Genomic DNA, 26,913 nt, shown 5'->3' with positions numbered 1-26,913 from the left:
CGGTTTCATCACCTCAACTCTGGAGAAGCACGATGAAGAAAGCACTGTTCTCGATTGCAATAGGCTGCGCCCTGGCGTTCTCTGCGTCGACGTACGCGGCAGGCGACATGGGCAACATGGACATGAGCGGTGGCACAAAGCAAAGTACCGACGCGAAGAGCAGCATGTCGCACGGCGAGATCAAGAAAGTCGACACGACTGCAGGCAAGCTGACCATCAAGCACGGTCCCCTCGAAAACCTTGGCATGGAAGCGATGACGATGGTGTTCAAGGCCAAGGATCCGGCGATGCTGTCGCAGGTGAAGGTCGGCGACAAGATCGATTTCGTCGCCGAGGAAGTCAACGGCGCACTGACGGTCGTCAAGCTGCAGAAGCAGTGACGACAATCGACGGGGACGCGCAGCCGCGGTCCCTGTCTCATTCTTCGAGACGAGCAACAATATGAAGATTTTGACCCTCAGACATTTTGCCGGCCTCGCCGTCGCTAGTGCTGTTGCGTTCGCGCCCATCGCCGCGCTCGCACACGGCAAACTGGAAAGCGCAACGCCGGCGTCGGGCAGTACCGTCGACGTCGCGCCGGACGCATTGCGCCTGACCTTCAATGAAGACCTCGAGTCGACCTTCAGCTCGGTGAAAATCGCCGATGCTACGGGTGCGCCGGTGACGAAAGAAAAGGCGAAGATCGATGCGTCGAATCCGCGCGTCATGACGCTCGTCGTACCGAAGCTCGCGTCGGGAGCGTATACGGTTCAGTGGGCCGTCATGACTTCGGACGCGCACAAGACCAAGGGTACGTACACGTTCAAGGTGAAGTAATGAACGACGGGTTCCTGGGCATCCTGCGTCTGATCGCCGTAGCGATCCAGAACGTTGGCTTCGCCGTCATCGTAGGCGCGTTGCTCAGCAGTCAATGGCTCGCGCGCGGTGACTCCACGTGGCAAGCCGACGTGGGCCGACGGCTCGTCCTGACAGTCCGGATGGCGTCCACGCTTGCTCTGCTCGCGAGCGTGTTGTCGTTCTGGGCACATTGCGCGCTGATGAGTGAGTCAACGTTGCTTGAGGCCGGGCCCGCGGTGTGGTCGATGCTCGTGGGAACCGGCTTTGGACACGCGTGGCTGGTCGCTGCAGTTTTCATGGTTTGCGTGGTCGTGCTGGCATTGCTGCGATCGGGTAGCGATGGGAGTTTCCCGACCGGAATCTGGCTTGCTTTGGCCGCCGTAGCATTGGCACGCAGCAATGGCGGACATCCAGTCGATTCCGGACTCTTCAGCCTTCCGGTGTGGGTCGATTGGTTGCATTTGCTAGCCATCAGCGCGTGGGTCGGGCTCGTTCTCGTGACGACCTACGTCGTCATGCCGCGGCTGCTCGATGCCCCTGGAAGCGAACGGCAGACCAGTGCATCATTCGTGCAATCGCTGTCCGACACCTCGACGTACGCGTTGGTGATTTTGTTCAGCACTGGCGCATACAACGGCTGGCGAGGCGTCAGTACGCCGGCGAATTTGTGGACATCGACGTATGGACAGATCCTACTGCTGAAGTTCGTGCTCGTGCTGGTCGCCGCCGCGCTGGGCGGACACAATCGCTTCTTTGAAATGCCGACGCTAATGTCGACGCTGAAGAACCCTGCTCAAGAAGTCCCGACCGTGCCGCTTCGACGATTCAGTACGGTGCTTCACGTCGAGTCACTGATTTTGCTTGGTGTCTTGATGGTAGCGGCCGTGCTCGTATCGAGCCCGTTGCCGGGAACCACATAAATTCGTCGGTCCCTCCGTCCACGCAGGTGGTCTGTCACTCATGTGCGAGTTGCGCGTGAGCGGGCCATCTCTTTGCAGCCCGGCCCTCCAGCCGGGCTCTTTTTTCATTCCGCATTGCGTTTGGTCGACGATTCCAGATGAAGGACGCGTGACCAAAAGATCATATTCATGTCACGGCTCGATCAGTGGCTGCTCTCCACAATGACTTTCAATGGAGTCGCATGTGCGGTTCCATGCCTCGCAATGGAGAGAAAACATGAAACTTCAAATCGTCGCCGCCCTCATAGTGGTCGCCTGTGCCGCCACGTCCGCGTCTGCATTCGCTGATAGCGGGCACGGTTATCCCGACGTTACGCGAAACGGCAGCGTGGTATCGAACGAAAGCGTTGCTGCACCGGCAACGGCGCAAATTGAAAACACGGTATCGCGCGGCAAGACCCGAGAGCAGGTTCAACAGGAACTTATTCAGGCTTATCACGATGGTTTGCTGCCAACGAGCAAGCATGACTATCCGCCCAGCGAAGCGACTATCGCGCGCAACAAGGAACTCCATCAGTTAAGTGAGCCGAAGTGGGCCGCACAGCATTGAGGCACGCACCGTTGCGGAAAGCCAGGCGTTGCTCAGCCTGAACGTACACGACTCCGGCCATATTCCATGTGGAACGTAGGCTCGCCAGACCAGATAGAGGAGTTCACGCGATGAGACCGATACCCGGCATATGGATTTATGTGACGGCGATTACTACGGTCCTGGCTCTTGATGGATGTGCGAGCGCGACGGGCAATACGGATGGGAAGACGCGGATGCCGGACTCCCGTTCCGCAACGACCCGATTACCGAAGTCCTATCCGTGTCAAAATCTGCACGTGCGTTCGGCGAATTGCCCGCCGCGCTGACGGCAACGTGTGCCACGCCTCTTGCGTGCGCGATATCACCGACGCCGGGCGTGGCACGGAGCTGACCGTCTACTGAGCCATCGTCCGGCATTCCTGAGCGCAGCGTCGACAAACTTGTGCGCATTCTTTGCAATGCGCATGTTGATGTTTCTCGCATTCGGTTGCGCACGCGTCGCACAAAGTCGCGCAACTCGAGCAAACTGCCTTGACTTGCTTGCTGCCTCGCGCCATCGCTGCGGAAGCGAGGCGGCACAGCGTGGCGCAATCCAGGTCGAGTTTGATGCAGTCAATAAGCTGGCCGACTTGGGTCTCTTCAAGACACGCGGCCGCGCAATGATCGCAAGCGGTCGCGCAAGCGTCGCAGGCCGAGATGCATGTCTGGTATTGTTGATGTGCCATTTTGACTCTCCTATCGTGGACTGCCCGGATCGGGCCCGACTCGTCGCGCAAGCGTTGTACCCACATTCCGGATTAGCCCCACGCGGCTCCAGTGGCGGGGACGTTTCAGCGTTGAAACGTCAGTACAATTCCGATGTAATCACCGGCATCGGCGGACTATAATGCTGGCTATGAAATTGCTCCGGACCTTCATCCTGTCGCTGCTCTGCGCGGTGCTGCCCATCAGCGGGCTGGCAGCCAGTGGCTTGACCGGTGAATGTCCGATGCAGCAAACCATGTCCATGGGCGCGGATGCCAGCATGTCCGGCGATATGCCGGGCTGCGATTTGATGAAGTCCTCGTCCGTCGATAAAGCCAAGGCCAAGAGCGTGTTCTGCAAAGTGACCGCCCAGTGTCAGTTCGGCAGCCTCTATCATCCAGCCGCCAAGACCGACATCAGCCGTCCCGCTGCGGTCGGTACGCCCGTCATCTTCCATTACGTCCAGTCTCTTCCGGTCCGTGACCCGAACGGGTTATGGCGCCCTCCGCGTCTCGTCTAATCCCTCGCTGACAGGTTCACCGCAGTTGCGGTGAGGTTCGTCCTATGCCGGACGTGGAATCCCTATGGGATTTCGCATTGGGGTTAGAACATGCTATTCATTTTCGGCACGCCGCTGCGTCGGCGTGTTCCTTGGCGTGCGCACGCGCTTGTTTCTGCGCTATTCCTCGCGGGTGTCGTTCATGCCCAGCAGGCACCGATGACGCTTGATGCTGCGCTACAGTCGGCGACCGATCGCTCCGCATCGATGCAGGCTGCGCAGGCGTCCGTCCGCGCCAGTTCCGAGGCGGCAGTCAAAGCCGGCCAACTTCCGGACCCGATGCTCAAGGCGGGTATCGACAACCTGCCGATCAACGGTCCTCAGCGCTTCACCGTCGGCCAGGACTTCATGACGATGCGGCGCATCGGCATCGAGCAGGAATGGGTCTCCGGCGACAAGCGGCGGCTGCGCTCGGCGCTCGCCGACCGAATGGTCGGGCGCGAGCGCGCCGGCTACCTCGTGCAACTCGCGAACGTGCGGCAGCAAACCGCCACGGCCTGGCTGAACGCCGTGTACGCGAAACAGGCGCTCGCCCTGCAACAGGCGCTGCTCGACCACATGCATCACGAGCTGGCTGCGACGAAGGCGTCATATCGCGGCGCCAAGGCCGGCGCGTCTGATGTGGTGCAAGCGCAGGCGATGCTTGCGCAGACTCAGGATCAGGTGCTCAAGGCGCAACAGACTTATCAAACAGCGCTCATTGGGCTGTCGCGCTGGACGGCCGCTCCCGTTTCCGAGGTGACTGGCGAACCGCCGGCGCCCGAGTCGTTCGTATCGTCGCTCCCTCCCGACGAACTGCGCCTGTCGCAGCCAACGCTCGTGGCTGCCGCGGACGACATTTCGGTCGCCGAAGCCGATACGGCAGTCGCCAACAGCGAGCGCAGCCCGAACTGGACTTGGGAGGTCGCATATCAGCAACGCGGCGGTGCGTACTCGAACATGGTGTCGATCGGCGTCACCATTCCGTTGCCATTGAATCGGAAAAATCGCCAGAACCGCGACGTCGCGGAGAAAGCCGAGCTCGCCACGAAGGCGCGGTTGATGTACGAGGACGCGCTGCGACAGGTTCAGGCCGACATTCGCACGCAATCGGCCACGCTGGCGAGCGGACGCGAACGCATCGCCAATTTGAGTCAGTCATTGCTGCCCGCTGCGGACCAGCGCGTGCAACTCGCCAACGCCGCCTATCGCGCGGGAAGCGGCTCGCTCGCGGACACGTTCGCGGCTCGCCGCGCGCAGCTCGAGGCCGAACTGCAGGTGCTCGACCTCAAGCGCGAAGTGTCCCAGACCTGGGCCCAGCTCGAATATCAAGTGGTGCCGTCCACGATGGCTGCTGCGCAGTGAAGGAGAACGATATGACCCAAAAACCACTGGTGCGCGCGGTGCTGACTGTATTCGCCGGCGCGGCCTTGCTCGCAGCTGGCTATTTTGCGGGCACACGCCATGCAGCAACGCCCGCGGCCGCGGCCTCGACGGTAACGGCTTCGTCAGGCGAAAAGATTGACCCGAAGACCGGCAGGAAGGTGCTGTACTGGCACGACCCGATGGTGCCGAACCAGCATTTCGACAAGCCCGGCAAGTCGCCTTTCATGAACATGCAACTGGAGCCTGTCTATGCGGACGACGGTGGCGGCTCTTCCGGCATCAAGATCGACCCGGGCCTCCAACAGAACCTCGGAATTCGCTATGCGACCGTGCGCCGGCAGGAAACGACGGGGGGATTCGACGCGGTCGGCACAACGCAATTCGACGAGTCGCGCTCGGATGTCGTGCAGTCGCGCGTTACAGGCTACATCGACCGGTTGTATGCCAGTGCGCCGATGCAACGCATCGCGAAAGGTGCGCCGATTGCGTCGTTGTTCGTTCCGGACTGGCTCGCGCCGCAGGAAGAATATCTTGCGCTCAAGCGCGGCGGCATGGATGCCAGCCTCCTCGAAGCGTCGCGTGCGAGGATGCGCGCGATGTCGATTCCGGACGGCATCATCGCGAGCCTCGACCGAACCGGGAGGGCCCAGACACACGTCGTACTGACGTCGCCCGAGGCTGGCGTCGTTAGCGAACTGAACGTCCGTGACGGCGCGATGGTCGCGCCCGGGCAGACGCTCGCGAAGATTGCCGGCCTGTCGAAGCTCTGGCTCATCGTCGAGATTCCCGAGGCGCTCGCGCTGAGCGTACAGCCCGGCATGACGGTCGACGCGACGTTCGCCGGTGATCCGGCACAACATTTCGCCGGGCGCATTCGCGAGATCCTGCCGGGCATCAGCACCACCAGCCGCACGCTGCAGGCGCGCCTCGAAATCGACAACGCCTCGCTCAAGCTGACGCCGGGCATGCTGATGCGCGTGCGCGTTGCCGGTCAGAAGGCTGTGTCGAGACTGCTGGTGCCGTCCGAAGCGGTCATCACGACCGGCAAACGCTCGGTCGTCATCGTGAAGAACGGTGACGGGCGCCTTCAGCCGGCGACAGTGACCGTTGGCAATGACATTGGCAGCGAAACCGAGGTGTTGAGCGGCCTGAACGATGGCGACACGGTCGTCGCTTCCGGCCAATTCCTGATCGATTCCGAAGCGAGCCTGAAGTCCGTGTTGCCGCGGCTGGAAGGTGGCTCAGGGGCAAGCGCAACCGCGCCGGCGTCCGCGCCTGTCGCCACTGCGCAGACCTATGAGACCACCGGCAAGGTCGAGAAAGTGACCGCCGCAGACATTACGTTCTCTCATCAACCCGTGCCGGCGCTCGGTTGGGGTGCGATGACGATGGCGTTCAACAAGCCGGCGCCGAGCGCATTCCCCGACATCAAGGCCGGACAGATGGTGCACTTCGTCTTCAAGCAGTCGGATGAAGGCTACCAACTGACGAAGGTCGAACCGGTCGGAGGCGCGCAATGATTGCCCGGCTCATCCGCTGGTCCATCCACAACCGCTTCCTGGTGTTGCTCGCGACCGTGCTCGTAACGGGTTGGGGCCTGTACTCGGTCGCCGAGACACCGCTCGATGCACTGCCCGACCTGTCCGACACGCAGGTCATCATCAAAGCGTCGTATCCGGGCAAGGCGCCGCAGGTCATCGAGGACCAGGTGACGTACCCGCTCACGACGACGCTGCTCGGCGTGCCGGGGGCGAAGACCATCCGTGCGTACTCGTCGTTCGGCGATGCGTTCGTCTATGTGCTGTTCGACGACAAGACCGACCAGTATTGGGCACGTTCGCGCGTGCTCGAGTACCTGAATCAGGTGCAAAGCCGCCTGCCGCAAGGTGCGACGGTCTCGCTCGGTCCGGACGCGACCGGCGTGGGCTGGGTGTACGAGTATGCGCTCGTCGACAGGAGCGGACGGCATGACCTCGGTCAGCTGCGCGCGCTGAACGACTGGTTCCTGAAGTTCGAGCTGAAAGCAGTGCCGGATGTCTCCGAGGTCGCCAGCATCGGCGGCATGGTGCGCCAGTATCAGGTCGTGCTCGACCCGGACAAGCTGCGCGCGTACGGCATCACGCAGGCCGCGGTGGCCGATGCGCTTGGCAAGGCGAATCAGGAGTCGGGCGGCTCGGTGGTGGAGATGGCCGAGTCCGAGTACATGGTGCGCTCGTCTGGCTACCTGCGCTCGCTCGACGATTTCCGGCATGTCGTATTGCGGACCAACGACGCCGGCACGCCGGTGCTGCTGGGCGACGTCGCACGCATCCAGATCGGCCCCGAGATGCGTCGCGGCATCGCGGAGCTGAACGGCCAGGGCGAGGTCGCCGGCGGCGTCATCGTGATGCGCTCGGGCAAGAATGCGCTGAAGACCATCGATGCGGTCAAGGCGAAGCTCGCCGACCTGAAGCGCTCGCTGCCACCCGGCGTCGAAGTGGTCACCACCTACGACCGATCGCAACTCATCGAACGAGCGGTGGACAACCTGAAGGACAAGCTCATCGAGGAGTTCATCATCGTCGGGCTCGTCTGTGCCGTGTTCCTGTTTCACCTGCGCAGCGCGTTCGTCGCCATTCTGTCGTTGCCGCTTGGCGTGCTGGCCGCGTTCATTGTGATGCGCTATCAGGGAGTCAACGCGAACCTGATGTCGCTTGGCGGCATCGCGATCGCGATCGGCGCAATGATCGACGCGGCCATCGTGATGATCGAGAACGCGCACAAACACCTGGAAGCGTTCGATCATGAGCATCCCGATACACGGATGACCGCCGCTCAACGCTGGGAGCTCATCGCGACTTCGGCCGCCGAGGTTGGGCCGGCATTGTTTTTCTCGCTGCTCATCATCACGCTGTCGTTCATTCCGGTGTTCTCGCTCGAAGGACAGGAAGGCAAGCTGTTCTCGCCGCTGGCGTTCACGAAGACCTACACGATCGCGGCGGCGGCCGGCTTGTCGGTCACACTCGTGCCCGTGTTGATGGGCTATCTGATCCGCGGGCGGATTCCGCACGAAAACGCGAACCCGATCAACCGCGTGCTGATACGGTTGTATCGTCCGTTGCTCGAGGCGACGTTGCGTCGGCCGTGGACAGCCATTGGTCTCGCGGCGGTTGCCTTGGTGCTCACGATCGTTCCGATTTCGCGTCTAGGCGGCGAATTCATGCCACCACTCGACGAGGGCGATCTGTTGTATATGCCGACCGCGCTCCCGGGCATTTCGGCCCAGAAAGCGAGCGAACTGCTGCAGCAGACCGATCGCCTGATCAAGACCGTGCCCGAGGTCGAGACGGTATTCGGCAAGTCTGGTCGCGCGGATACGGCCACGGACCCGGCGCCACTCGAGATGTTCGAGACCACCATTCAGTTCAAGCCGCGTAGCCAGTGGCGGCCGGGCATGACGCCGGAGAAGCTGGTCGATGAGCTGGATCGGACGGTCAAGGTGCCCGGTCTGTCGAACGTATGGGTGCCGCCGATCCGCAATCGTCTCGACATGTTGTCGACCGGCATCAAGACGCCGGTGGGTGTCAAGATTTCCGGGCCGGACCTGACGCAAATCGATCGTATCGCGACCCAGGTCGAAACGGCCGTCAAAGGTGTGCCTGGCGTGACGTCGGCACTCGCGGAACGGCTGAACGGCGGACGCTATATCGACGTGGATATCGACCGGCTTGCCGCGGCCCGCTACGGACTGTCGGTGGCCGATATCCAGTCGGTCGTGTCCTCGGCGGTGGGCGGCGAGAACGTCGGCGAGGTAATTGCGGGGCGTGAGCGTTTCCCCATCAACATCCGTTATCCACGCGAAATTCGCGACTCGCTCGAGAAATTGCGACAGTTGCCGGTCGTCACTGACCGCGGCGCGCAAATCCAGCTCGGCGACGTCGCGCACATCACGATCGCCGACGGCCCACCGATGATTCGCAGCGAAAACGCACGGCTCTCCGGATATGTCTATGTCGATATCCGCAACACCGACCTGCAGTCCGCCGTGAAGGCGATGCAGAAGGTTGTGGCCGAGCAGGTCCAATTGCCACCCGGTTATTCGATTGCGTGGTCGGGCCAGTTCGAGTACCTGGAACGCGCGGCGGCCAAGCTGCGCACGGTGGTCCCCGTCACGCTCGTCGTCATCTTCGTGCTGCTGTTCCTGACCTTCAACTCGGCTGCCGATGCGCTGCTGCTGATGTCGACCGTACCGTTTGCGCTGGTCGGCGGGTTCTGGCTCATCTGGATGCTCGGCCATGCGGTGTCGGTTGCGACGTCAGTCGGATTCATCGCGCTCGCGGGCGTCGCTGCCGAATTCGGCGTGGTGATGCTGCTGTACCTGAAAGGCGCGCTCAATCGCCGGCTGGAGGATGGCGAGCCGCTCACCGAGGCGCTGCTGTTCGATGCGATCCGCGAAGGCGCCGTGCTGCGCGTGCGGCCGAAGGCCATGACGGTGGCCGTCGTGCTCGCGGGCCTCATTCCCATCATGGTCGGACATGGCGCCGGGTCGGAGGTCATGCAGCGGATCGCCGCGCCGATGGTCGGCGGCATGGTGACCGCACCACTTCTGTCCATGTTCGTGATTCCCGCAGCGTGGTTCCTGTTGCAGCGCCGTCGCGCGCGACAGGCGCCTGCTGCCAGTTTCCCCCAAGCAGTACCTTCCGGCACGAACGTGCCAGTCAACCAAACCGGAGAAGTCCAATGAAGAAGCTCATCGTTGTATCTGCCGCACTCGCAGCCGCTTTCGTCACGCCCGCATTTGCCGGCAACGACATGGCTGGCATGGACATGTCGACCAAAGCTTCCGCGATGAAGGCGTCGTCGAACAACGCACTCACCGACGCGGAGGTCAAGAAGGTCGACACGGCGACCGGCATGGTCACGTTGAAGCACGGCGCGCTCGAAAACGTCGGCATGCCGCCGATGACGATGGCGTTCAAAGCGAAGGATGCCGCGATGGTCAAGCAGATTAAGGAAGGCGACAAGGTCAAGGTGCGCGTTGAAGAAGTCAACGGCACCCTGACCATCGTGAAACTGGAAAAGCGTTCCTGACGAAAACATTGGTGCCCGGCGCGCAGGCGTCTGTCCGCGCGCCGGTACGCCAAAGGGGCGGCCGAGGAGACCAACATGCGCACGACATCCTCTAACACGTATCGGTACGTCTATCGAACAGCGGACGCGTTGAGTCGCATGCTTCGCTTCGTCCTTGTGCTGGTGTTCGGACTTGTATCCTTTGCGGCATACGCAGTCAACGAATCCGAATTGCTGGCGCCCGAGCAGGCATTTCCGTTGACCGTCAGCCTTGCGAGCCATAAGGAGGTCGTGCTCGACTTCAAGACGAAGCCCGGGTATTACCTGTATCGTGACCGATTCAGCTTTGCGGTGAGCGGCGCGCCGGTAAAACCGGTTGCGATGCCTCCCTCCGAAACCAAGAACGACCCCACGTTCGGTGTCGTGCAGGTCTATCACCAGCCGGTCCGAATTCTTCTTCCGCTGTCCGCCGCCGTCACGTCAAGCGCCACGCTGACGGTGACATCCCAGGGATGTGCAGACGTTGGTGTCTGTTATCCGCCTCAGACTCGCCGCTTTCGGATCGCTGCGGACGGTGGGGTGACGCCTGCCGCGCTCGTGGGGAGCGCGAAGGGGGCGGACTTCCCTGTCGCAGAGAAAGACCGGCAGGCCACCGTACTCGGTCTACCGCTGCGGCCGGCCAATGGTATCGGCATCGCCGAAATGCTTGGCTTCCTGTTGGCGGGTCTGCTGATGGCGGGTACCGTGTGCATGTATCCGCTCATTCCGATCGTCACGGCGGTCATTGACGGTACTCGCGAGCGGTTGCCGGTATGGCGCGGGTTCTCGCTGTCGTTGGCCTATGTGCAAGGACTGGCGATCACGTATGCGGCAGCCGGAACTGTCGCGGCCGTCATCGGCATTCCGCTCGTGGCGCTGACGCAGAAACCCTGGTTGCTGGCCACGTTCGGCATGCTCATGCTCGCGTTCGCGCTCGGTATGTTCGGCGTGTTCCGATTGCAACTGCCGACGGGTTGGCAGACGCGGTTTGCGGGATGGAGCAAGCGCTTGCCCGGCGGCCGTGTTGGGCCCGTGTTCGTGATGGGCATGTTGTCCGCGCTGATCGTAGGGCCGTGTTCCACACCGGCGCTGGCCGGCGCACTGCTCTACATCGCAAACAGTCGTGACATCTCAGGCGGTGCGCTGGCGCTGTATCTGATGGGTATCGGAATCGGCATTCCATTGTTGCTCGTCGGTACGTTCGGAACGCGCTTGCTGCCCAAGTCGGGACACTGGATGGTCGCCGTCCAGAACACGCTGGGGGTCATGCTGTTGGCCGCCGCGCTGTGGTTCGTTTATTCGCTGCTGCCCGCGTGGCTGCTGATGTCGCTGATCGCGTTGCTGCTCACCGCTTGCGGGACGATGCTGCGGGCGATCGACCCGTTACCGGCGGATGCTACGGGCATCGCGCGAGTCGGCAAAGCGCTCGGTGTGTTGCTGCTGGTCGCTGGTATTGCCGAGTTTGTTGGCGTCGCATCGGGCAACTTCGACATTTTGACGCCGCTGGGCGGATTGACTCGGACATCGACGTCGGCGGGCGGCGGCACAAGTGCGGCAACGCAATTCGACACGATAACCTCGAACGCGAAGCTGGACGAGGCGCTCAAGGCAGCACGAGGTCAACCTGTCATGGTGGACTTCTACGCGGACTGGTGCATCACCTGCAAGGAACTCGAACGCTTCACGTTCACGGATGCGCGCGTGATGAACGAGTTCACGCATTGGAAGTTGCTGCGCATCGACGTGACGAAGAACACCGAGGCCGACACGGCCATGTTGCGGCGGTTCGGTCTGTTCGGCCCTCCGGCGCTGATCTTCTTCGACAAGACTGGTCGGCCACAGCCCGATGCGCAATTGATCGGATTTATTGGCGCGGACACGTTCCTGGCCCATCTGAAGCGGTTGCAGTCGGGCGATGTGGCGCAATAGCGCAGCTGCCGGCGGTCGCAGCGGGACTGATCGGCGCCTATACTGGAAATCATGAAATTCTGGGTCAAACTCGTTGCCTGCTTTCTGATTGCGTGGTTGCCAATGCTCGGTTACCCCGCACAGGCGGCGTTGTGTCCAGAAATGTCGTCGATGCCAGCGGTACAGCATCACATGAAGGCAGCAAGTGCGATCGAAGCGACCGGATGCACGTCCGGTACGAAGCCTCTCGGTACCAGCGATCGTCCATCTGCGTGCCACGCGGGCATGGGAAGTGCCGTGTGCGGGATGCTGGCTATACCGATGTCGCATCGCGTCGGCATCGTCGTTTCTACGGCCGACTATCGGGCCATCACGCCGTTCCTCGCCGAGCAGTTCATTCCTGAGCTGCCAGCACCACCCCCGCGTTCGTTGTAACTCTCATCCGTCGACGCTTGCCCAGCGGTTCCGTACCGCGGCCCGAGTTCGCTCGTGGCCCGCGTATTCATCCGGGAAGCGTCGCATGTTCGATTCTTTGAATGCAGATGGAGATATACATGAACGCAAGTCATGCACGAATGGCGGTCCTTTCCACACTATTGGTTGCAGCGAGCGCAGTGAGCTTCGCTGCCACTGGTTCAGCGTCCGGCACGTCGGCGCAAGATCGTGAGCACGGTCACGGCTCGATGATGATGGGCGGCATGATGGGTGGTTGCCCGATGATGGGGGGGAGCGCCGGACTGGACTCGAAGACCGCAATGCGAATGCACGCCGAGATGATGCGCGCGATGAGCGACATCATGATGAAGTATTCCGACCAGGCGGGTGCGGCACCGTCAAAGTGACGCAAGCCAGACCACATGACTCGCATTGAATTCCGCTTGACAAGGACTTCACATGAAATGCAACTGGAAAACCATGGTGGCTGTTGGGTCCGCACTGGTCGCCGTCATCGCCCTCGGGTACTGGGCATTTCCTCCGCTCAGAGGCCCGCTTGCAACGCTCGCCGTTATCGCCAGTGGGTTTATCTGCCCGCTATCGATGATTTTCATGATGCGCGGCATGCAATCTCACGCTGACGGTTCCGGTGTGGACACTCGCCTGACGGACAAAGCCGAACACTGAGCCCGCCGACTTACGTCGGTACATCGGGCCGGAGCGATGGCATTTGCCACCGCTCCGGTCCGCTTCACGGAGCGTATATGTTCACTGGGAAACCAATCGTCAATTTCATCATTGGCCTACTCGCGGCCATCGGCCTGCTAGCGGTGCTGGGCACGGCCGCGATGTGGGGGATGCATAGCGGGATGATGCACGGCATGCTGTCGTGTGGAAGCACGATGTATCCGCGTTCCGGAACCTGAGCGGGAGTTTGGGAGATTGAAAATGAAACGATACAAACGACATCAGTCTGGCAGCGCCGCCAACGAGCGCTCCGGTCGTGTCGTCAAGGTGAAGTTGAATCTGCTGTCTCTGCTTGCCCTGATTCTCGCGGTATCGACGGCGTTGGTTTGGGGGCCTTCACTTGTGCATTGGGCCTTTGGTCCAAAAAGCGCTGCGGTCACGCTGGAGAACACGGTCCAGCAGGTACCCGGCTGGCGAGTCGGAATGCTGCGCCCAGATGGACTGCGCATCATTTCATCGGGCGTATCGGATGCCTCGCATGTACTGAACCCGGTGCAGTTTCCCGACATTGCTGTGCGGCACGCGTACTGGGTCGCGACCCAGATCCCCGCGACGCTCAACAAGCTCTACTGCTGGTGCGGATGCGAGAACCGCGGCGAGCATCGTTCGAACCTTCAGTGCTTCGAGGACAAGATGGCGGTGTCGTGCCCGGTTTGCCAAGGCACAGCCGAAATCGCTTACCAGATGACGCAAGCTGGTGTCCGGGACGCAGCGAAGATTCAAGCGGCAGTCGATGCAAAGTGGGCGCCGAAGGGATAGCCGCCGGGCGTTTCAATTTCGAAGCAGGAGGATGTGATGGAACTGAAATGCGTTGTCGCAGTGCTGCGGCCCGAGGTGCTCACCGCGCTCGAGCAGCGATTGGGTGCGTTGCACATCCATGGAATGACGGTGACCAAGGCAAAGGGATTCGGCGCGCATCCCAACTTCTTTGGCAACGACTGGACAACGGAACACATCAGGATCGAAGTCTTTACGGTCGCAGAGAGCGTCGACGCGCTGGTCGAGGAAATTACGACGGTCGCGAACGAACAATCGGGCGGCGATGGCGTCGTGGCCGTCGTACCGGTAGAACGGTTTCTCCGAGTGCGGTCGGCGACTCCGTAACACCGGTTTGGCGATTGTCGGTTACCGGGAAAATGCAATGAGATCAAAGGGATCCCAGCATACGACTTAAACGTCCCTCACAGGGGGCAGAACATGGATCTTTCCAGAAGCTACCGCCTGCAGCGTTGCAATCTCCTGACGCAGTGTTTCATTAATCGACGCCAGCGTCGCGACATCAGCCAGTGCAGCGTCTCGCTCCGCGCGGACGGTCTTCAGCTGTTCTCTTACCTTCTTGACCTCCGCAACCGTGGCGTCGCGCTGCTGCCGAATGCCGCGGCCGACTTGAGTGCGGATCTCTTCGGCGATGTCGGGGTACGTATTGTGAATGAGGCCGGCGCTTACGCCAGCCTCCGCCGCGACGGAGGAGATGCTCAATTTCAGTCCCCTCGTCTTGACCCGGAGGATCGCCAGCTGTAGCGCTTCGCGCGTCTTCCCTCTGCTACGGCGCCGGGGCGCCGACCCGGGCCGCGTATCGTCGGGCGAGGTGCCTGCACGGCTGCTCATGCTCCCTCCAGCGCGGCAGTGTACGCCCGGGCCCGGTCATCGGTCGGCAGCGCACAGCCGAGATCCCGCAGCACCTGCGTCGAGCGCTCCACCACGCGCCGCGCCTTATCGGCCACTGCGGGACCGCAGTCGGTGATCGCAGCTAGCCGCAGGTTGTCCAGGTGAATCATCTGCCAGGCAGATGCTTGCCCCTGGTCGATGATGGCCTGCGAGCACCCCGCGCACATTGATGGGTCGTACACCCCCTGGCCGTGACATCCTCGCGTACCACTGATGCACCACGCGTGTCCGGTGCTGCGCAGTTCGATCGACTCGGCGGTTTGTCTCAGGAGTTGCTTGAGGTCGCGTGCGGCACGCGTGCGCGTCTGCATGATCTTCTTGCCGGCACCCCCGCTGAGCAGCGCATCGGAATGCGCCCAACTTTCCAGCAGCCCCAGCCGCGCGTCGGCCATTTCCTCCTCGAACTCGCGATATAGGGCGTGATCCTGGTGCGGGCTGGCAGCGTAGAGCTGCGTCCACGACATCGACGCATGTTTGAGTTGCCACTTCAGGAAGACGAGGCCCATTCGGCCCAACCGCGAGTTCGCGACGTTGTACGCGAAGGTGCGGCGGCACTGATGGTTGGCCAGGTTCCACTCTGTCCCGGCGGCCGCGGCCAATTGCTTCAATTGGTACCCGCAGGATGCTGAACTCAGCACCTCGACCCGCGAACCGGTTCCCAGATGATCCGAGGCTTTCACGTTCAGTCCTAGAACCAGATGCCGGCCGATCTCTCGCACATGGTTCAGGCGGTGCGCGGCCTCAGCCATTTTCATGCCGTTGCACAGGTGGCCGGTGAGATCGGGGCCCTGCGCCATCAGGTCTTCGAGCCATCGCGCCTCGCCGACCAACCGTGCTTGGAGCGGTTGGGCGTAGCGCTGCAGGATCTCAAGCGCGCGAATAGCCTCCGGCGGCACCAGAAAGTCGACCTCGGTTCCGCCGGTCGTCTTGACTTCGCGCGTGCGCACCCAGTGATACGTCACGCCGTTGCGCTGTTCGGTACGCCAACATCCGCTGGTCACGCCGGTGCTCTCCGAGTTGCGCATTCCGGAGGAGATCTGCAAGAGGTATAGGACCGCATTGCGGATCGAAGTCATTGCGGGGCGCTTGGGCGCCCCGAGCCCGCCCGCGTCTCGAGCCTGAAACAGCTCGTCCGCCTGCGCAAGACTGGCCTCGCAGTAGGCGAAAAGTATGCGCTGCACCGACCGCGGGATCACGGGGGTCGTGCCGGTCCGCCCTGACGGCATCCGATTATCTTCATTGCCGCCACATGCATCCCAAAGGGCGAGCCCCGCCCACGGGTGCTCGAGCAACGGGTGCAGGACTTCCGTATGGAACGTCCAGACCAGGTCGACAATTTGCAGCCGACCACGCACCGACACGGGCTTGAGCGTACGCCGCAAATCCGCGATGTGGTCAGACAGGTGCAGAGCTCGTACCTGACTGAAGTCGGCCAGCCCCAATTGTGCGAGATATCTCAGAGCCAGGACGCCCGAGCGGCCAATATCCGCTATCGAGCTGCCGGACCACTTTCGCCCGTGGGGGCCGCGTCGCTGAGCACAATAGAGTGCCGCCTTGGCATCGTCGATCAGTGCTTTCGGTACGTCGTCCGGCCAAACGATCTTCAGGGCCGAACCCTTGCGGTTCTTCGCCTCGATCTCCGGCGCGAGGTCCCAGACCCGATCACCGAAACGACTCACTGGATGCTCGTGGCCTGCGGCATCGGCCACGGCAGTCACCACGATAGCGTCACGTTCGGCCGGCGGAATGCCGACCAGGCTGATCGGCTGAGCCGCCAGCAACTCGAAGGCCCGCAGGGCACGTGGGGCGGGCAAGGATGTGGCCGGCACGGCGCGAGCCCCAGATAGCGTTTGGGGCGTGTCAAGGATCGAGGCAGAGGTACTTCTCATGCCCTGGGTCCTGCCTGCTGCGTTCCGCGAATCCGCGGTATCGCCGTATCGCCGTGCGAGCCATCAACGCGCAGATCCGGCGCTGACGCACGGTGTCGTGCGCGGCGGCTCATGGTCATCTGGTGCTGCCAGTAAGGGTGCAAGCCCGAGACGGTCTTGGCGCGGGCCTGCGCGACCCGGCTGCGCGCGAATTGGCGTTGCGTGAAGTCGTCGATGTAGGGGATGACCACCCGGTATCGGTCGCGCAGGTCCTCAAGCAGTCCGTCGGTCGTGCGCTCCGGACCCAAGGCTTCGTCAAGGTAGTCGAGTTCGGCCTGCGCGAACATCTGAAAGCTGAACAAGCGCCAGAGTTCGTCCACGGTGCCGACGATCGCGAAGCTCGAGCAGAACAAGCACATGACGTAGCGATCGCAGTGGCTGCGGCCATCATTCGGCGCATGCTCGCCGCTGATCGAGTCCGAGCATGCGGAGACGGGCGTCGGGCTTGGCGGGGCGCTTATGCTGCCTTTGCCGACCTTGAAAGGTTCCACTTGCACTGGCCGAATCTCATTCCCCCTCGGAGCCTGTGCTTCGGCCCGCATCAAAACGGTATAGTCGCCGTTCATGAAGCTCGCTGCATCGGCCTTGCGCGCCTCATTCATCGACGGGTAATTCACTCCGGCGACCCTCGGTGTGTTGCCCATCAGGTTGGCGGTGATGGCTATGTCGCCGTCGGCGGTACGCAGAGCACGGTCGAAGCGGCTCTTACGCAGGCGACTCAGGTTGACGCGCAACGGCAGGCCGCCGTCTCCCAGTAGACTGCGGCGTTCGATGACGCCTTCGATTGCCCTGTTGAGGGACTTGCTGTCGAGGCACGTGATGTTGCCCCTCTTTGTCGACCCTGCACTTGCTTCAGCGCGATACAGCCAGATCCGTGTCTTGAACGCGGATGGCGCCTCACCCACCAGTTCGCGGGTGCTTGCGATGGCCTGCTGCAAGACTGCGCCCTCGGAGAGGTCGAAGCAAAGGTTCTGCTCGTCAGCTTGCTCGTTCGGTTGATTTGATGCGTGCCGTCCAAGAGCGGAGCGGCCAACATTGGAACGAATCTTCTTGCTGCGGTGCTCTGCAGTACGAATTAGGATCGTGCCAGGCAGAAATCCCGGCGCTAAGGCATCGCGGCACATTTCGAGCAGGGGCGTCGGGTTGAGCCCTTGACGGTGTGCCACCAACAACAGCCTGAGTCCCTGCACGGCACTTTGCTTCAGTTGCAAGCGGCCGTGGTGAACATCAACGAGGTCGGACTTGATCGCCTTGGCCAGGCGCTCTTGCTCCGCGTCACTCAGGCTAGTCTGCAGGCTGTCTTCGCTGCTCCAGGGCAACGCGCCGCGCCGGAAGAAGCGAGAAGGCTCGCCCTCGATGAAGCCCTGCGCGAACATTTCGGCGAGTACGGCCTTGACCCCCCTGTAGGTATTGCGCGTCGAACTCGGTCGCCAGCCTTCAGCCTGAGCTCGCTTCTGCAACCATCCGATGAAATGCTGGACATGCATCGGGGAAAGGTCCGACGGCAACTTGGGTCGCTGGGGCAGCGGGGTTTGCGAACTGCCCGCGAGGTACTCGAACAGGTAAGGCAGCTGCCCGAAGTACGTGGTGACGGAGGCTGTCGCGCGTGCACCCGAGAGCAGCATCGCCTTGAGGCAGAAGCCCGATGAGCATACCCAGTCGTCGATGCCTCGGCCCAGCCAGTCACGAAGGTCGAGCGTCTTGATTCTCTGAGGAAAGCGTGCCTCGAGCCCCAACAGCGCGACCATGTCGATGCAGGCGTCGTCGGCGCCGGGCTTCGGCCGTTCGAGTGATGCCGATATGACACCGACCGGTGCGGCGCGATTCTCGCTGACGTTGTAGTTCTTCTTTCTGACCATGGCGTCGCTCAGTGTCGAGGATCGACTGTGGATGCATGCGGCGCCGTGGCCAATGCTTTGCCAACCCCGTAGAGCCGGTCAAACTCGTCCATCATCGCGAGCGCCTCTGCGCCCAGCAGCCGCTCTATCTGCTGCAAATACACCATGGTGGTCTGGACACTCGCGTGGCCGAGGCGGTCGCGGACGTACATGAGCGGCTCCATCGGTATCTCGGGACGGCTGCGAAGCAGCAGCAGGGTATGAATCGCGTAGCTGTGGCGCAGCATGAGCGGGCGCACCCGGAAGCCCACCGTGTTGCTGAGATCGGTGTAGACCTTCACCGCGGATTCCTTGCTGTAGCGTTGCCCGTGAATCGTCAGGATCAGTTCCTTGCGGTCTGCCGCGTCGGCAAGACCGTTGCGCTCGAATGTCGTATATGCGTACATGTCCTCCATCAGGCTGTATGGCACGTGCACAACGCGGGACTTGTTGAACTTGATCTCCATGTCCCGTGGGTCGAGGCGCACGTCGATAAAGGTGCCTGGCTTCCAAGCCTTTTGGGTCCGTGGATCAACCACGTACGACAGCGGGAAGGTACGTGCCTCGACTGAGCGCAAACCCACCCGCGCCATCAGGTCGAACAGCAGCCGCTGCGCTGCAGAGCGAATCGATTGCCGCACGATCTTCAGTTGATCGGCTGTCAGGAACGCAGGTTCCTTGTTCCACTCGTTGAGCAGCACTGCCGGACGGCTCGACCTCTTCCGACCGCCGGTGATATGAGTCAGGTCATGCTCAATGCCGTACACTGCGACGTCGGAACAGGTGAAGGGCAAGCGGTCGATCCGCCCGCGTTCATGTGCCCACCGGTACATTGCCGTGACCAATTCCAACCGGGCGTTGATGGTTGCGGGGTCCAGCTTGAGGTCTTGGGCCTGCCAATCGCGGTAAACACTGACGACGCTCTGCCCAACCGACATGAATGGATCGTCCCAACACCATTCGTTCGCTTGTAGAAATCGAGCGAAATCCCATAGCCGGCGACCGTACGCCTCCCACGTCTTTTGATCAAGCGCCTTTCCGCTCTCAAGCAATCGGTACAGCAGGTAGTCATGGAACGGTTGCGCCGGCTCCATCGAATCGTCGAGGATCAAGGGGAATCCCGGCCGCGGGCGTCCGGCGAAGACAAACTCATCAGTGGCGCGTACGTACCTCACGCGCTGGCCTCGCGCAACATCTTCGCTGCTTGCTTGAATGGCACGCGCCATTGGCGCATCACGAGGTCGTCGGCACCGTCAGCAATCGCGCGCGCCGCGAGGCAATGCAGCCGCCCTATTTCCGGATCATCCATAGGTTGCCAAATCTCCCCCGAATTCCATCCCGCTACTCGACTTCAAGAAATTGAATAGCAGTACACAGGACGATGTCTGTCAACCCATTTATTACTAACAAAACGAGGTATTCGTACCGTTGCGTCGTGCCGATCAAGGCGTCGAACGTCGACGCCTGGCTGGCGCCCGACCCGAGCCGGCGCGCGCAACTGCGCGAGATCCTCGCCGATCGCGAACGGCCGTACTACGAGCATCAGCTAGCCGCGTAGACGGAAGGGGTTGATGGGTCGGAAAGCTGTGGCATACTGTATAAACGTACAGTGTTTTAGAAGCCGACCCCATGCACCCCGCCATCGCCTATCCGGAAGCGATTCATCCGAGTCTGTGGAAGGCGTCGCAACTGCCCCGTTCAGGCACGCGCGGCGTCGACACCGGCCATCCGGCGTTGACCGCCGAGCTGCCCGGCGGCGGCTGGCCGGCCGGCGCGCTGGTTGAGCTGCTCGCGCAGCAGCCCGGCGTCGGCGAGCTACGACTACTCGCGCCCGTTCTCGCGCGCGCGGCCGGTAAGCCGGTCGTGCTAATCCAACCGCCGCATGCGCTGCAGCCGCTCGCGCTCGCGTATTGGGGCGTCGATCCGTCCGGGTTCGTGGCACTCGCAGCGCCGCGCACGGCTGATGCGCTGTGGGCCGCCGAGCAAGCGTTGCGCGCCGGCACCTGCGCTGCCGTACTGCTCTGGCAGGCGCATGTCCGCACGGATGCTCTGCGCCGCCTGAATCTGGCCGCGCAGAGCGGATCAGCACTCTTTTTCCTGTTCCGGCCAGGGGCCGCCGCGCGCGACGCGTCGCCGGCGCCGCTGCGGCTCGCGCTGGCGCCGAAGCGCGACGGCGTCGACATCACGTTCGTGAAGCGCCGCGGGCCTGCGCGCGATACGCCGCTGTTCGTGCCCTTGTCCCCATCACCGATTTTGCTCAACCGACATGCCAGTCTGGATCGGCGTGCATCTGCCGCACCTCAACCTCGAATCGTTCCGGCCGCAATCGCCGGCGCCGTCATCTGACGATGCGCGCGGTCTGGTCGTACTCGAGGGCGGTCGCGTCGTGGCGCTCGATCGCGCCGCACGCGCGCTCGGCGTGGTCGCCGGTATGCGCCGCGGTGGCGTGCTGTCGCTCGCGCCGGACACGCAGATCCGCGAGCGCGACGCTGCGCGCGAGCGCGAGCTCGTGCTCGGCGTTGCCTATGCGCTGCTGCAGTTCACGCCGAGCGTCGTCGACGCCGACGAAGCCGTGGTGCTGCTCGACGTGACGGCCAGCCTGCGCCTCTTCCACGGCATCCGCGCGCTGCGCCAGCGCGTGCGCGACGTCGTCGCGTCGTTCGGCGTCACCGCGGCGATATCCGTCGCGTCGTCGGGCCCGGCCGCGTGGATGGTCGCCCGCGGCCTGCGCGGCGGGCTCGCGCTTTCCGCACGATCGCTGCGCCGCGCGCTCGCACGCGTGCCGCTCGTCGTGGCGCCCGAGGCACGCCGGTATGCGACCTGGTTCGACGAGCTGGGCTGCGAGACGCTGGCCGACCTGCAGCGCTTACCGCGGGCCGGGTTGAAGAAGCGATGCGGCACGCAGCTGCTCGACTGGCTCGACCAGGTCGCCGGCACCGCGCCGGCCGCGTACGACTGGCTCGACATGCCGCCGTCGTTCGACACGCGCGTCGAACTGATGGACCGCGTCGAGCACGCCGAGGCGCTGCTGTTCGTCGCGCGCCGGCTGATCCTGCAGCTGACCGGATGGCTCACCGCGAAGCAGCTGGACGTCGCCGCGTTCGCGCTGCTGCTCGAGCACGAGCGCGGGCGGGACGCGATCGCGCCGACCGAGATCGAGATCGCATTGGGCGCCCCTACCCGCTTCGAGGAACACCTCACGCGTCTGGTCAAGGAACGGCTCGGCCATGTCGAGCTCGCCGGGCCCGTGATTGCGGTGCGACTGATCGCCCGCAGCGTGCAGGAAGCGGCCGCGCCGAGCGACTCCCTGTTCCCGGAGCCCGGCGGCACGCCGCAGGATCACGCGCGGTTGCTCGAACTGCTGACTGCGCGGCTCGGCGCCGAGAACGTGCTCGTACCGGCTCCCATGGCCGACTACCGTCCGGAGCCGGCCGCTCGCTGGGTGCCGATGCGCGACGCGCCGAAGCCGGCACCGCTGCCGGCGGATCTGCCGCGCCCGGCCTGGCTGCTCGCCAAGCCTGTGCCGCTGCTCACGCGCAAGCATCGGCCGTTCTACGGCACGCCGCTGCGGATGGTTTCGCCCGGCGAGCGCATCGAAGGCGGCTGGCAGGACGGACAGACCGTGACGCGCGACTACTTCGTCGCCGAGGACGACAACGGCATCTGCTACTGGATCTACAAGGAGCGGCCGACAGCCAGCGACGAGAGCGAAGCGCGCTTCTTCCTGCACGGCCTGTTCGGTTGATCCACCATGAACGCCGGCAATTTCGGCGCCCTGCCCGCCTACGCTGAACTCCAAGTAGCCAGCGACTTCTCCTTCCTGCACGGTGCGTCGCGCGCAGAGGAATACGTGGCGCGCGCGGCGCAGCTCGGGTACAGCGCGATCGCAATCACCGACGAGTGCTCGCTCGCCGGCGTTGTGCGCGCGCACGTCGAAGCGAAGGCGGCGAACATGCCGCTGATCATCGGCTCGCACTTCCGGCTGACGGCCGCCGACGGCGCGCCGGCGCTCGCCTTCACCGCGCTCGCGATGAATCGCGACGGTTACGGCAATCTCTGCGAGTTCATTTCGCTCGGCCGCATGCGCGGCAAGAAAGGAACGTACCGGCTGGCACCGCTCGATCTCGAACACCCGGAAGCGCCGTACAGCCACCTGCGCGGCCTGCCCGACTGCATCGCGATCCTGTCGCCCGACTTTCCGGCCAACGAGCAACGCCTCGACCCGCAGGTCGCATGGTTCGCGCGCGTGTTCGGCGATCGGGCGTGGGTCGCACTGACGCTGCACGCTCGCGCGATGGACGACATCCACCGCGGCGCGGTCGAGCGCGTCGCCGCGCGCCACGGCGTGCCTATGGTGGCCACCAGCTGGCCGCTCATGCACGTGCGATCGCGCAAGCCGCTGCAGGACGTGTTGACGGGGATCCGGGTCGGCCGGCCGGTGTCGGAGTGCGGGTACGAGCTCGCGCCGAACGCGGAGCGTCATCTGCGATCGCGTCTGCGGCTTGCCAACCTTTATCCCGCCGGCGCGCTCGAGGAAACCGTGCGTGTCGCGCGGCGCTGTACGTTCTCGCTCGATGACCTGAAGTACGAGTATCCAGACGAACTGGTGCCGGCCGGCACCGACCCGGCGACGTACCTGCGCGAACAGACCTACATCGGCGCGCGGCGCCGCTTCCCCGCCGGCATCCCGGTCGACGTTCAAGCGCAGATCGAGCACGAACTGCAGCTGATCGCCGATCTGAAGTACGAGGCGTATTTCCTGACCGTCTACGACATCGTGCAGTTCGCGCGCGAGCAAGGCATCTTGTGCCAGGGACGGGGCTCAGCTGCGAACTCAGCAGTCTGCTATTGCCTCGGCGTGACCGAGGTCGACCCGTCACGACAATCGATGCTGTTCGAACGGTTCATTTCCAAGGAGCGCAACGAGCCGCCGGATATCGACGTCGATTTCGAGCATCAGCGTCGCGAAGAGGTGATGCAGTACATCTACCGCAAGTACGGCCGCGATCGCGCGGCGCTGACGGCCGCCGTCACGACGTACCGGCCGCGCAGCGCGTTGCGGGAAGCCGGCAAGGCGCTCGGCGTGGATCCGGCGATCGTCGATCGCGTCGCGAAGCAGCATCACTGGTTCGATTCGCGCGCGGATCTGCTGCAGCGGTTTGCAGAGGCCGGCCTCGATCCCGAAGCGCCGCTGAACCAGCAGTGGGCCGCCTTTGCCGCTCAGCTGCTCGGCTACCCACGGCACCTGTCGCAGCACTCAGGCGGCTTCGTGATCAGCCGCGGCAAGCTCACGCGGCTCGTACCGGTCGAGAACGCAGCGATGGAGGATCGCTCGATCATCCAGTGGGACAAGGACGACATCGAGGCGCTCGGCATCCTGAAGATCGACGTACTCGCGCTCGGCATGCTATCGATGGTGCGCCGCGCGCTCGACATGATCTCGGAAAAGCGCGGCGAGACTTTCGAGCTCCAGGACATACCGGCCGAGGACAAGACAACCTACGACATGCTCTGCGACGGAGATAGCATGGGCGTGTTTCAGGTGGAATCGCGCGCGCAGATGTCGATGCTGCCGCGCCTGCGGCCGCAGTGCTTTTATGACCTGGTAATCGAAGTCGCGATCGTGCGGCCGGGCCCGGTGCAAGGCGGGATGGTGCATCCGTTCCTGCGCCGGCGCCAAGGGCTGGAGCCCGTTACGTTTCCGTCGGAAGGCATGGAGAAGGCACTGGCGCGCACGCTCGGCGTGCCGATCTTCCAGGAGCAGGTGATGCAGGTTGCGATGCTGGCGGCCGGCTTCTCCGCCGGCGAGGCCGACCAGCTGCGCCGAGCAATGGCGGCATGGAAGCGCAAGGGTGGACTGGAGCCGTACCACGAACGTCTCGTGAGCGGCATGTTGGCGCGCGGCTACGATCGCGAGTTTGCCGAGTCGATCTTCGCGCAGATCAAGGGCTTCGGCGAATACGGCTTCCCGGAGAGCCACGCGGCCAGCTTCGCGCTGCTCGTCTACTCGAGTGCCTGGCTGCGTCGACACGAACCGGCCGTATTTCTGGCCGCGCTGCTCAACAGCCAGCCGATGGGCTTCTATACACCGTCGCAGCTGCTGCAGGACGCACGACGCCGCGGCGTTGAGGTGCTGCCCGTCGATGTCAACGTCAGCACATGGGATTCAGCGCTCGAAGGGCCGACGACGTCGGCGCCCGTGCGCCTCGGCTTCTCGCTGTTGCGCGGCATGCGCGAAGATGTGGCCGGCCGCATCGAGCTCGCACGCGCTGCGCGGCCGTTCATCGACGTCGCGGACCTGGCGCGCCGCGCGCGGCTCGATCGGCACGACCTGCAGGTGCTCGCGCGCGCGAACGCCCTTCGCTCACTGGCCGGCGGCAATCGACGCGCGGCGCTTTGGTTGGCGGCCGCCGCAGTGCCCGATCGGGATCTGCTGCGCGGCACCGAGCGCGATGACGCGGTGCCGGCGTTGCCTCAAGCATCGGAGGGCCACGAGATCGTGACGGACTATCGCGCGATGGGCTTCACGCTCGGCCGGCATCCCCTGGCGCTGCTGCGCGATCGCCTGGTGCTCGATCGCCTGCAATCGGCCGAGCAGCTGGCGACGTTGCGCAGCGGCCAGCTCGCGCGCGCGTGTGGATTGGTCACGGTACGGCAGCGGCCGGGCACGGCGAACGGCGTGCTGTTCATGACGCTCGAGGACGAGACGGGCCAGGTGAACGTGATCCTCTGGCCCGGTCTGCTGGAGAAGTTTCGGAAGGAGGCCCTCGGCGCTGCGCTGCTCGCCGTGTACGGCGTGTGGCAGGCCGAAGGGAAAGTAAGGCATCTGATCGCGAGTAAGCTCGTCGACAAGACCGAGCTGCTCGGGGCACTGCCGACAACGTCGAGGGAGTTCTGCTGAATTTTTATGCCGTCGCCGCATGCAGGGATCGCGCTAGTTGAAAACGGCAACTTGGCTTCCAAGATTGCTCCGTATGCCGTTCGATATCGATTTCCTAACCATGAGTGGAAAAAGATCGCGGCCTTCCAAGAAGCTCTCGCACTTGCGAAATTGCGAAATTTCGCCAACCGGGCGCACCAAAGGAAAAGCCCACCGCAGCAGCCCCTCGAAAGGGGCTTGCACACGGCGGGCGGGCCAGCTTGGTTGATCACATACTGGGAGACGAGACTTGGCGAACATTCTCGTGGTGACGATCGTTCGCTTTCTGCTCCGAATAGTCGGCGTACGCATGACGGTCCATCTGCGCAAAATCCATCTCATGCGCGTCACAGTAGTGACGCAGGTCTGCCAGGATGCATACGACCGCGTGCTCGTCCGGTTGAGCGCAAACCTTGTCGCTTTGGTCGGCGACATTCCATGCCTTGACAGCTTCCTCCATACGCGCAACACGCATGCATGCCGTGTATGTCGGTTCCGAAGCGAACTTCGGGTCCAGCGCCGGAACGGTAATCGGAACGACAACCGCGTGCTCGGGTAATCCTTCTGATCGGACCCGCTCGCGCAAAGCGAAGAAGATGTCGGTACGGCCTTCGAGCTCGTCGTGACCGTTCTCGATGAACCACCACAGAGCCTGCTGAAGCGGCACACCCTTGACGTAGTCAAGGTATGACGGCTTGGTTTTCTCCTGCAGTTTCCTGCGTTCGACCGCCGCGGCCACGAGACAGTCGTAGACAGATTGCTGATCGTGAGTCATCCGGCCATCGACGCGGCGCGTGCCGCAGTGCGTTGCGCCGGCGGTGAGCAGTCCAGAAACGGTCGTCTCGCCCGAATCGTTTGCTGCGTTGACAACACCGATCACCAGCTGTTCGAGGTTGGACCGCTCTTCGTCGCCTGCCGGGAGGTTCCACGAAACAAGCGTCGCGCGATCCTCGTCATCGAGGCAGATCCCAACGTGAGGGACCGCGGCATTATCAGCGATGAAGTAATCGAGCAAAGGCCCCACTTGCGGTAGTTTCCGGTCAGCCAAGGTTTCTGACGAAACCTTCAGCTTGCATCCGATCGGATATCCCACAACACCATGGTCTTGGTAGCTTACTGCCACGCACTCGGGCGTTTCGCGCTCTACTGATTCGACAACGGCGTACTCGAAGTCGGCTGAGGCGCGTTCCTTGAGGAACGGACACGAGCTCAGATCGACCTTGTCGCCGACCTGCAGTTTTTCAACGGCCAATTCCGCGGCTTCCGGCAATTTTCCTGATTCAATGCTCATGTTGCTTCTCCATAAATTAAATGCGAGAAGCGTCCCCGTAACGGGGAGCGTGCTCC

Annotated in this window: 26 protein-coding genes and 1 pseudogene; 20 read left to right on the top strand and 7 right to left on the bottom strand. The window is 63.1% G+C overall.

What is annotated here, in order from left to right; all coding sequences use genetic code 11:
* Positions 1-32 precede the first annotated feature (32 nt).
* From MBR110_RS30570 to MBR110_RS30555, 4 genes are all read left to right on the top strand, one after another.
* Positions 33-380 carry a copper-binding protein gene (locus MBR110_RS30570; protein WP_009688005.1) on the top strand — a complete coding sequence of 116 codons (348 nt, stop codon included), beginning with the start codon at positions 33-35 and terminating at the stop codon, positions 378-380.
* 61 nt (positions 381-441) lie between these two features.
* Positions 442-816 (top strand): copper homeostasis periplasmic binding protein CopC, encoded by a 375-nt coding sequence (gene copC, locus MBR110_RS30565; RefSeq protein ID WP_009688004.1) that lies wholly within the window; start codon positions 442-444, stop codon positions 814-816.
* Positions 816-1,757 (top strand): copper resistance D family protein, encoded by a 942-nt coding sequence (locus MBR110_RS30560; RefSeq protein WP_009688003.1) that lies wholly within the window; start codon positions 816-818, stop codon positions 1,755-1,757. The genes copC and MBR110_RS30560 overlap by 1 nt, the downstream gene beginning before the upstream one ends.
* 256 nt (positions 1,758-2,013) lie before the next feature.
* On the top strand, positions 2,014-2,346 hold the full coding sequence (locus MBR110_RS30555; RefSeq protein WP_080512418.1) for a DUF4148 domain-containing protein: 333 nt from the start codon (positions 2,014-2,016) through the stop codon (positions 2,344-2,346).
* Between the two features lie 377 nt (positions 2,347-2,723).
* Here MBR110_RS30555 and MBR110_RS30550 read toward each other — a convergent pair whose 3' ends face one another.
* A complete protein-coding gene (locus tag MBR110_RS30550) occupies positions 2,724-3,053 on the bottom strand; it encodes a four-helix bundle copper-binding protein (RefSeq protein WP_009688002.1) in 330 nt (109 codons plus the stop codon).
* 170 nt (positions 3,054-3,223) lie between these two features.
* On the opposite strand from MBR110_RS30550, the gene MBR110_RS30545 reads away from it, so the two are divergent.
* The 12 genes from MBR110_RS30545 (at position 3,224) to MBR110_RS30490 (ending at position 14,278) form a co-directional block, all read left to right on the top strand.
* The gene (locus MBR110_RS30545) at positions 3,224-3,592 is read left to right on the top strand and encodes a hypothetical protein (RefSeq protein ID WP_012464980.1); all 369 of its coding nucleotides are present in this window, start codon (positions 3,224-3,226) and stop codon (positions 3,590-3,592) included.
* 90 nt (positions 3,593-3,682) lie between these two features.
* A complete protein-coding gene (locus tag MBR110_RS30540) occupies positions 3,683-4,975 on the top strand; it encodes a TolC family protein (protein ID WP_012211077.1) in 1,293 nt (430 codons plus the stop codon).
* An 11-nt stretch (positions 4,976-4,986) separates the two neighbouring features.
* Positions 4,987-6,516 carry an efflux RND transporter periplasmic adaptor subunit gene (locus tag MBR110_RS30535; RefSeq protein WP_012211076.1) on the top strand — a complete coding sequence of 510 codons (1,530 nt, stop codon included), beginning with the start codon at positions 4,987-4,989 and terminating at the stop codon, positions 6,514-6,516.
* Positions 6,513-9,719 carry an efflux RND transporter permease subunit gene (locus tag MBR110_RS30530; protein ID WP_012211075.1) on the top strand — a complete coding sequence of 1,069 codons (3,207 nt, stop codon included), beginning with the start codon at positions 6,513-6,515 and terminating at the stop codon, positions 9,717-9,719. The genes MBR110_RS30535 and MBR110_RS30530 overlap by 4 nt, the downstream gene beginning before the upstream one ends.
* On the top strand, positions 9,716-10,066 hold the full coding sequence (locus MBR110_RS30525; protein ID WP_012211074.1) for a copper-binding protein: 351 nt from the start codon (positions 9,716-9,718) through the stop codon (positions 10,064-10,066). The genes MBR110_RS30530 and MBR110_RS30525 overlap by 4 nt, the downstream gene beginning before the upstream one ends.
* Before the next feature lie 75 nt (positions 10,067-10,141).
* The gene (gene dsbD, locus MBR110_RS30520; RefSeq protein WP_012211073.1) at positions 10,142-12,013 is read left to right on the top strand and encodes a protein-disulfide reductase DsbD; all 1,872 of its coding nucleotides are present in this window, start codon (positions 10,142-10,144) and stop codon (positions 12,011-12,013) included.
* 51 nt (positions 12,014-12,064) lie between these two features.
* Positions 12,065-12,427 (top strand): hypothetical protein, encoded by a 363-nt coding sequence (locus MBR110_RS30515; RefSeq protein ID WP_012211072.1) that lies wholly within the window; start codon positions 12,065-12,067, stop codon positions 12,425-12,427.
* Positions 12,428-12,546: 119 nt separating this feature from the next.
* A complete protein-coding gene (locus MBR110_RS30510; protein WP_012211071.1) occupies positions 12,547-12,834 on the top strand; it encodes a hypothetical protein in 288 nt (95 codons plus the stop codon).
* A gap of 52 nt (positions 12,835-12,886) precedes the next feature.
* Positions 12,887-13,114 (top strand): DUF2933 domain-containing protein, encoded by a 228-nt coding sequence (locus MBR110_RS30505; protein WP_012464982.1) that lies wholly within the window; start codon positions 12,887-12,889, stop codon positions 13,112-13,114.
* Positions 13,115-13,191: 77 nt separating this feature from the next.
* Positions 13,192-13,353, top strand: coding sequence for a hypothetical protein (locus tag MBR110_RS30500; protein ID WP_009692946.1), 162 nt, complete (start codon positions 13,192-13,194; stop codon positions 13,351-13,353).
* Positions 13,354-13,375: 22 nt separating this feature from the next.
* A complete protein-coding gene (locus tag MBR110_RS30495) occupies positions 13,376-13,933 on the top strand; it encodes a PCYCGC motif-containing (lipo)protein (RefSeq protein WP_012211070.1) in 558 nt (185 codons plus the stop codon).
* A 36-nt stretch (positions 13,934-13,969) separates the two neighbouring features.
* Positions 13,970-14,278 (top strand): P-II family nitrogen regulator, encoded by a 309-nt coding sequence (locus tag MBR110_RS30490; protein WP_009692944.1) that lies wholly within the window; start codon positions 13,970-13,972, stop codon positions 14,276-14,278.
* A 66-nt stretch (positions 14,279-14,344) separates the two neighbouring features.
* On the opposite strand, the gene MBR110_RS30485 is transcribed toward MBR110_RS30490, so the two are convergent.
* From MBR110_RS30485 to MBR110_RS30465, 5 genes are read right to left on the bottom strand one after another with little or no spacing between them, the layout of a single operon-like run.
* A complete protein-coding gene (locus MBR110_RS30485) occupies positions 14,345-14,782 on the bottom strand; it encodes a TetR family transcriptional regulator (protein WP_009692943.1) in 438 nt (145 codons plus the stop codon).
* Positions 14,779-16,731, bottom strand: coding sequence for a hypothetical protein (locus tag MBR110_RS30480; protein WP_009692942.1), 1,953 nt, complete (start codon positions 16,729-16,731; stop codon positions 14,779-14,781). The genes MBR110_RS30485 and MBR110_RS30480 overlap by 4 nt, the downstream gene beginning before the upstream one ends.
* Entirely contained in the window at positions 16,728-18,629 is a 1,902-nt protein-coding gene (locus MBR110_RS30475) for a hypothetical protein (RefSeq protein WP_181709812.1), read from the bottom strand. The genes MBR110_RS30480 and MBR110_RS30475 overlap by 4 nt, the downstream gene beginning before the upstream one ends.
* An 8-nt stretch (positions 18,630-18,637) precedes the next feature.
* Positions 18,638-19,759: a tyrosine-type recombinase/integrase gene (locus MBR110_RS30470; protein ID WP_226189267.1), complete on the bottom strand. Its 1,122-nt coding sequence runs from the start codon at positions 19,757-19,759 to the stop codon at positions 18,638-18,640.
* A gap of 59 nt (positions 19,760-19,818) precedes the next feature.
* Positions 19,819-19,956, bottom strand: a complete 138-nt coding sequence (locus MBR110_RS30465) for a hypothetical protein (protein WP_009692939.1) — start codon at positions 19,954-19,956, stop codon at positions 19,819-19,821.
* 117 nt (positions 19,957-20,073) lie between these two features.
* On the opposite strand from MBR110_RS30465, the pseudogene MBR110_RS32445 reads away from it, so the two are divergent.
* From MBR110_RS32445 to MBR110_RS30450, 4 genes and pseudogenes are all read left to right on the top strand, one after another.
* Positions 20,074-20,205, top strand: a pseudogene (locus MBR110_RS32445) (SOS response-associated peptidase family protein); the annotation flags it as partial.
* 71 nt (positions 20,206-20,276) lie between these two features.
* Positions 20,277-20,993: a translesion DNA synthesis-associated protein ImuA gene (imuA, locus tag MBR110_RS30460; RefSeq protein ID WP_181709811.1), complete on the top strand. Its 717-nt coding sequence runs from the start codon at positions 20,277-20,279 to the stop codon at positions 20,991-20,993.
* Positions 20,914-22,392, top strand: coding sequence for a Y-family DNA polymerase (locus MBR110_RS30455; protein WP_181710042.1), 1,479 nt, complete (start codon positions 20,914-20,916; stop codon positions 22,390-22,392). The genes imuA and MBR110_RS30455 overlap by 80 nt, the downstream gene beginning before the upstream one ends.
* A gap of 6 nt (positions 22,393-22,398) precedes the next feature.
* Positions 22,399-25,548, top strand: coding sequence for an error-prone DNA polymerase (locus MBR110_RS30450; RefSeq protein ID WP_181710041.1), 3,150 nt, complete (start codon positions 22,399-22,401; stop codon positions 25,546-25,548).
* Positions 25,549-25,795: 247 nt separating this feature from the next.
* Here MBR110_RS30450 and MBR110_RS30445 read toward each other — a convergent pair whose 3' ends face one another.
* Positions 25,796-26,857, bottom strand: coding sequence for a hypothetical protein (locus MBR110_RS30445; RefSeq protein ID WP_181710040.1), 1,062 nt, complete (start codon positions 26,855-26,857; stop codon positions 25,796-25,798).
* Positions 26,858-26,913: the final 56 nt, after the last annotated feature.

Origin of the sequence: Burkholderia sp. MBR-1 (assembly GCF_013822785.1) — a bacterium.
GTDB classification, from domain to species: Bacteria; Pseudomonadota; Gammaproteobacteria; order Burkholderiales; family Burkholderiaceae; genus Burkholderia; species Burkholderia vietnamiensis.
The sequence above is the reverse complement of the archived record's forward strand: the minus strand, read 5'-3'. Positions and strand labels throughout refer to the sequence as shown.

Bases quoted from the DNA above. Each gene is read 5' to 3' on its own strand.
- MBR110_RS30570 (WP_009688005.1), top strand. From the start codon at position 33: ATGAAGAAAGCACTGTTCTCGATTGCAATAGGCTGCGCCCTGGCGTTC.
- copC (WP_009688004.1), top strand. From the start codon at position 442: ATGAAGATTTTGACCCTCAGACATTTTGCCGGCCTCGCCGTCGCTAGT.
- MBR110_RS30560 (WP_009688003.1), top strand. From the start codon at position 816: ATGAACGACGGGTTCCTGGGCATCCTGCGTCTGATCGCCGTAGCGATC.
- MBR110_RS30555 (WP_080512418.1), top strand. From the start codon at position 2,014: ATGAAACTTCAAATCGTCGCCGCCCTCATAGTGGTCGCCTGTGCCGCC.
- MBR110_RS30550 (WP_009688002.1), bottom strand. From the start codon at position 3,053: ATGGCACATCAACAATACCAGACATGCATCTCGGCCTGCGACGCTTGC.
- MBR110_RS30545 (WP_012464980.1), top strand. From the start codon at position 3,224: ATGAAATTGCTCCGGACCTTCATCCTGTCGCTGCTCTGCGCGGTGCTG.
- MBR110_RS30540 (WP_012211077.1), top strand. From the start codon at position 3,683: ATGCTATTCATTTTCGGCACGCCGCTGCGTCGGCGTGTTCCTTGGCGT.
- MBR110_RS30535 (WP_012211076.1), top strand. From the start codon at position 4,987: ATGACCCAAAAACCACTGGTGCGCGCGGTGCTGACTGTATTCGCCGGC.
- MBR110_RS30530 (WP_012211075.1), top strand. From the start codon at position 6,513: ATGATTGCCCGGCTCATCCGCTGGTCCATCCACAACCGCTTCCTGGTG.
- MBR110_RS30525 (WP_012211074.1), top strand. From the start codon at position 9,716: ATGAAGAAGCTCATCGTTGTATCTGCCGCACTCGCAGCCGCTTTCGTC.
- dsbD (WP_012211073.1), top strand. From the start codon at position 10,142: ATGCGCACGACATCCTCTAACACGTATCGGTACGTCTATCGAACAGCG.
- MBR110_RS30515 (WP_012211072.1), top strand. From the start codon at position 12,065: ATGAAATTCTGGGTCAAACTCGTTGCCTGCTTTCTGATTGCGTGGTTG.
- MBR110_RS30510 (WP_012211071.1), top strand. From the start codon at position 12,547: ATGAACGCAAGTCATGCACGAATGGCGGTCCTTTCCACACTATTGGTT.
- MBR110_RS30505 (WP_012464982.1), top strand. From the start codon at position 12,887: ATGAAATGCAACTGGAAAACCATGGTGGCTGTTGGGTCCGCACTGGTC.
- MBR110_RS30500 (WP_009692946.1), top strand. From the start codon at position 13,192: ATGTTCACTGGGAAACCAATCGTCAATTTCATCATTGGCCTACTCGCG.
- MBR110_RS30495 (WP_012211070.1), top strand. From the start codon at position 13,376: ATGAAACGATACAAACGACATCAGTCTGGCAGCGCCGCCAACGAGCGC.
- MBR110_RS30490 (WP_009692944.1), top strand. From the start codon at position 13,970: ATGGAACTGAAATGCGTTGTCGCAGTGCTGCGGCCCGAGGTGCTCACC.
- MBR110_RS30485 (WP_009692943.1), bottom strand. From the start codon at position 14,782: ATGAGCAGCCGTGCAGGCACCTCGCCCGACGATACGCGGCCCGGGTCG.
- MBR110_RS30480 (WP_009692942.1), bottom strand. From the start codon at position 16,731: ATGAGAAGTACCTCTGCCTCGATCCTTGACACGCCCCAAACGCTATCT.
- MBR110_RS30475 (WP_181709812.1), bottom strand. From the start codon at position 18,629: ATGGTCAGAAAGAAGAACTACAACGTCAGCGAGAATCGCGCCGCACCG.
- MBR110_RS30465 (WP_009692939.1), bottom strand. From the start codon at position 19,956: ATGGATGATCCGGAAATAGGGCGGCTGCATTGCCTCGCGGCGCGCGCG.
- imuA (WP_181709811.1), top strand. From the start codon at position 20,277: ATGCACCCCGCCATCGCCTATCCGGAAGCGATTCATCCGAGTCTGTGG.
- MBR110_RS30455 (WP_181710042.1), top strand. From the start codon at position 20,914: ATGCCAGTCTGGATCGGCGTGCATCTGCCGCACCTCAACCTCGAATCG.
- MBR110_RS30450 (WP_181710041.1), top strand. From the start codon at position 22,399: ATGAACGCCGGCAATTTCGGCGCCCTGCCCGCCTACGCTGAACTCCAA.
- MBR110_RS30445 (WP_181710040.1), bottom strand. From the start codon at position 26,857: ATGAGCATTGAATCAGGAAAATTGCCGGAAGCCGCGGAATTGGCCGTT.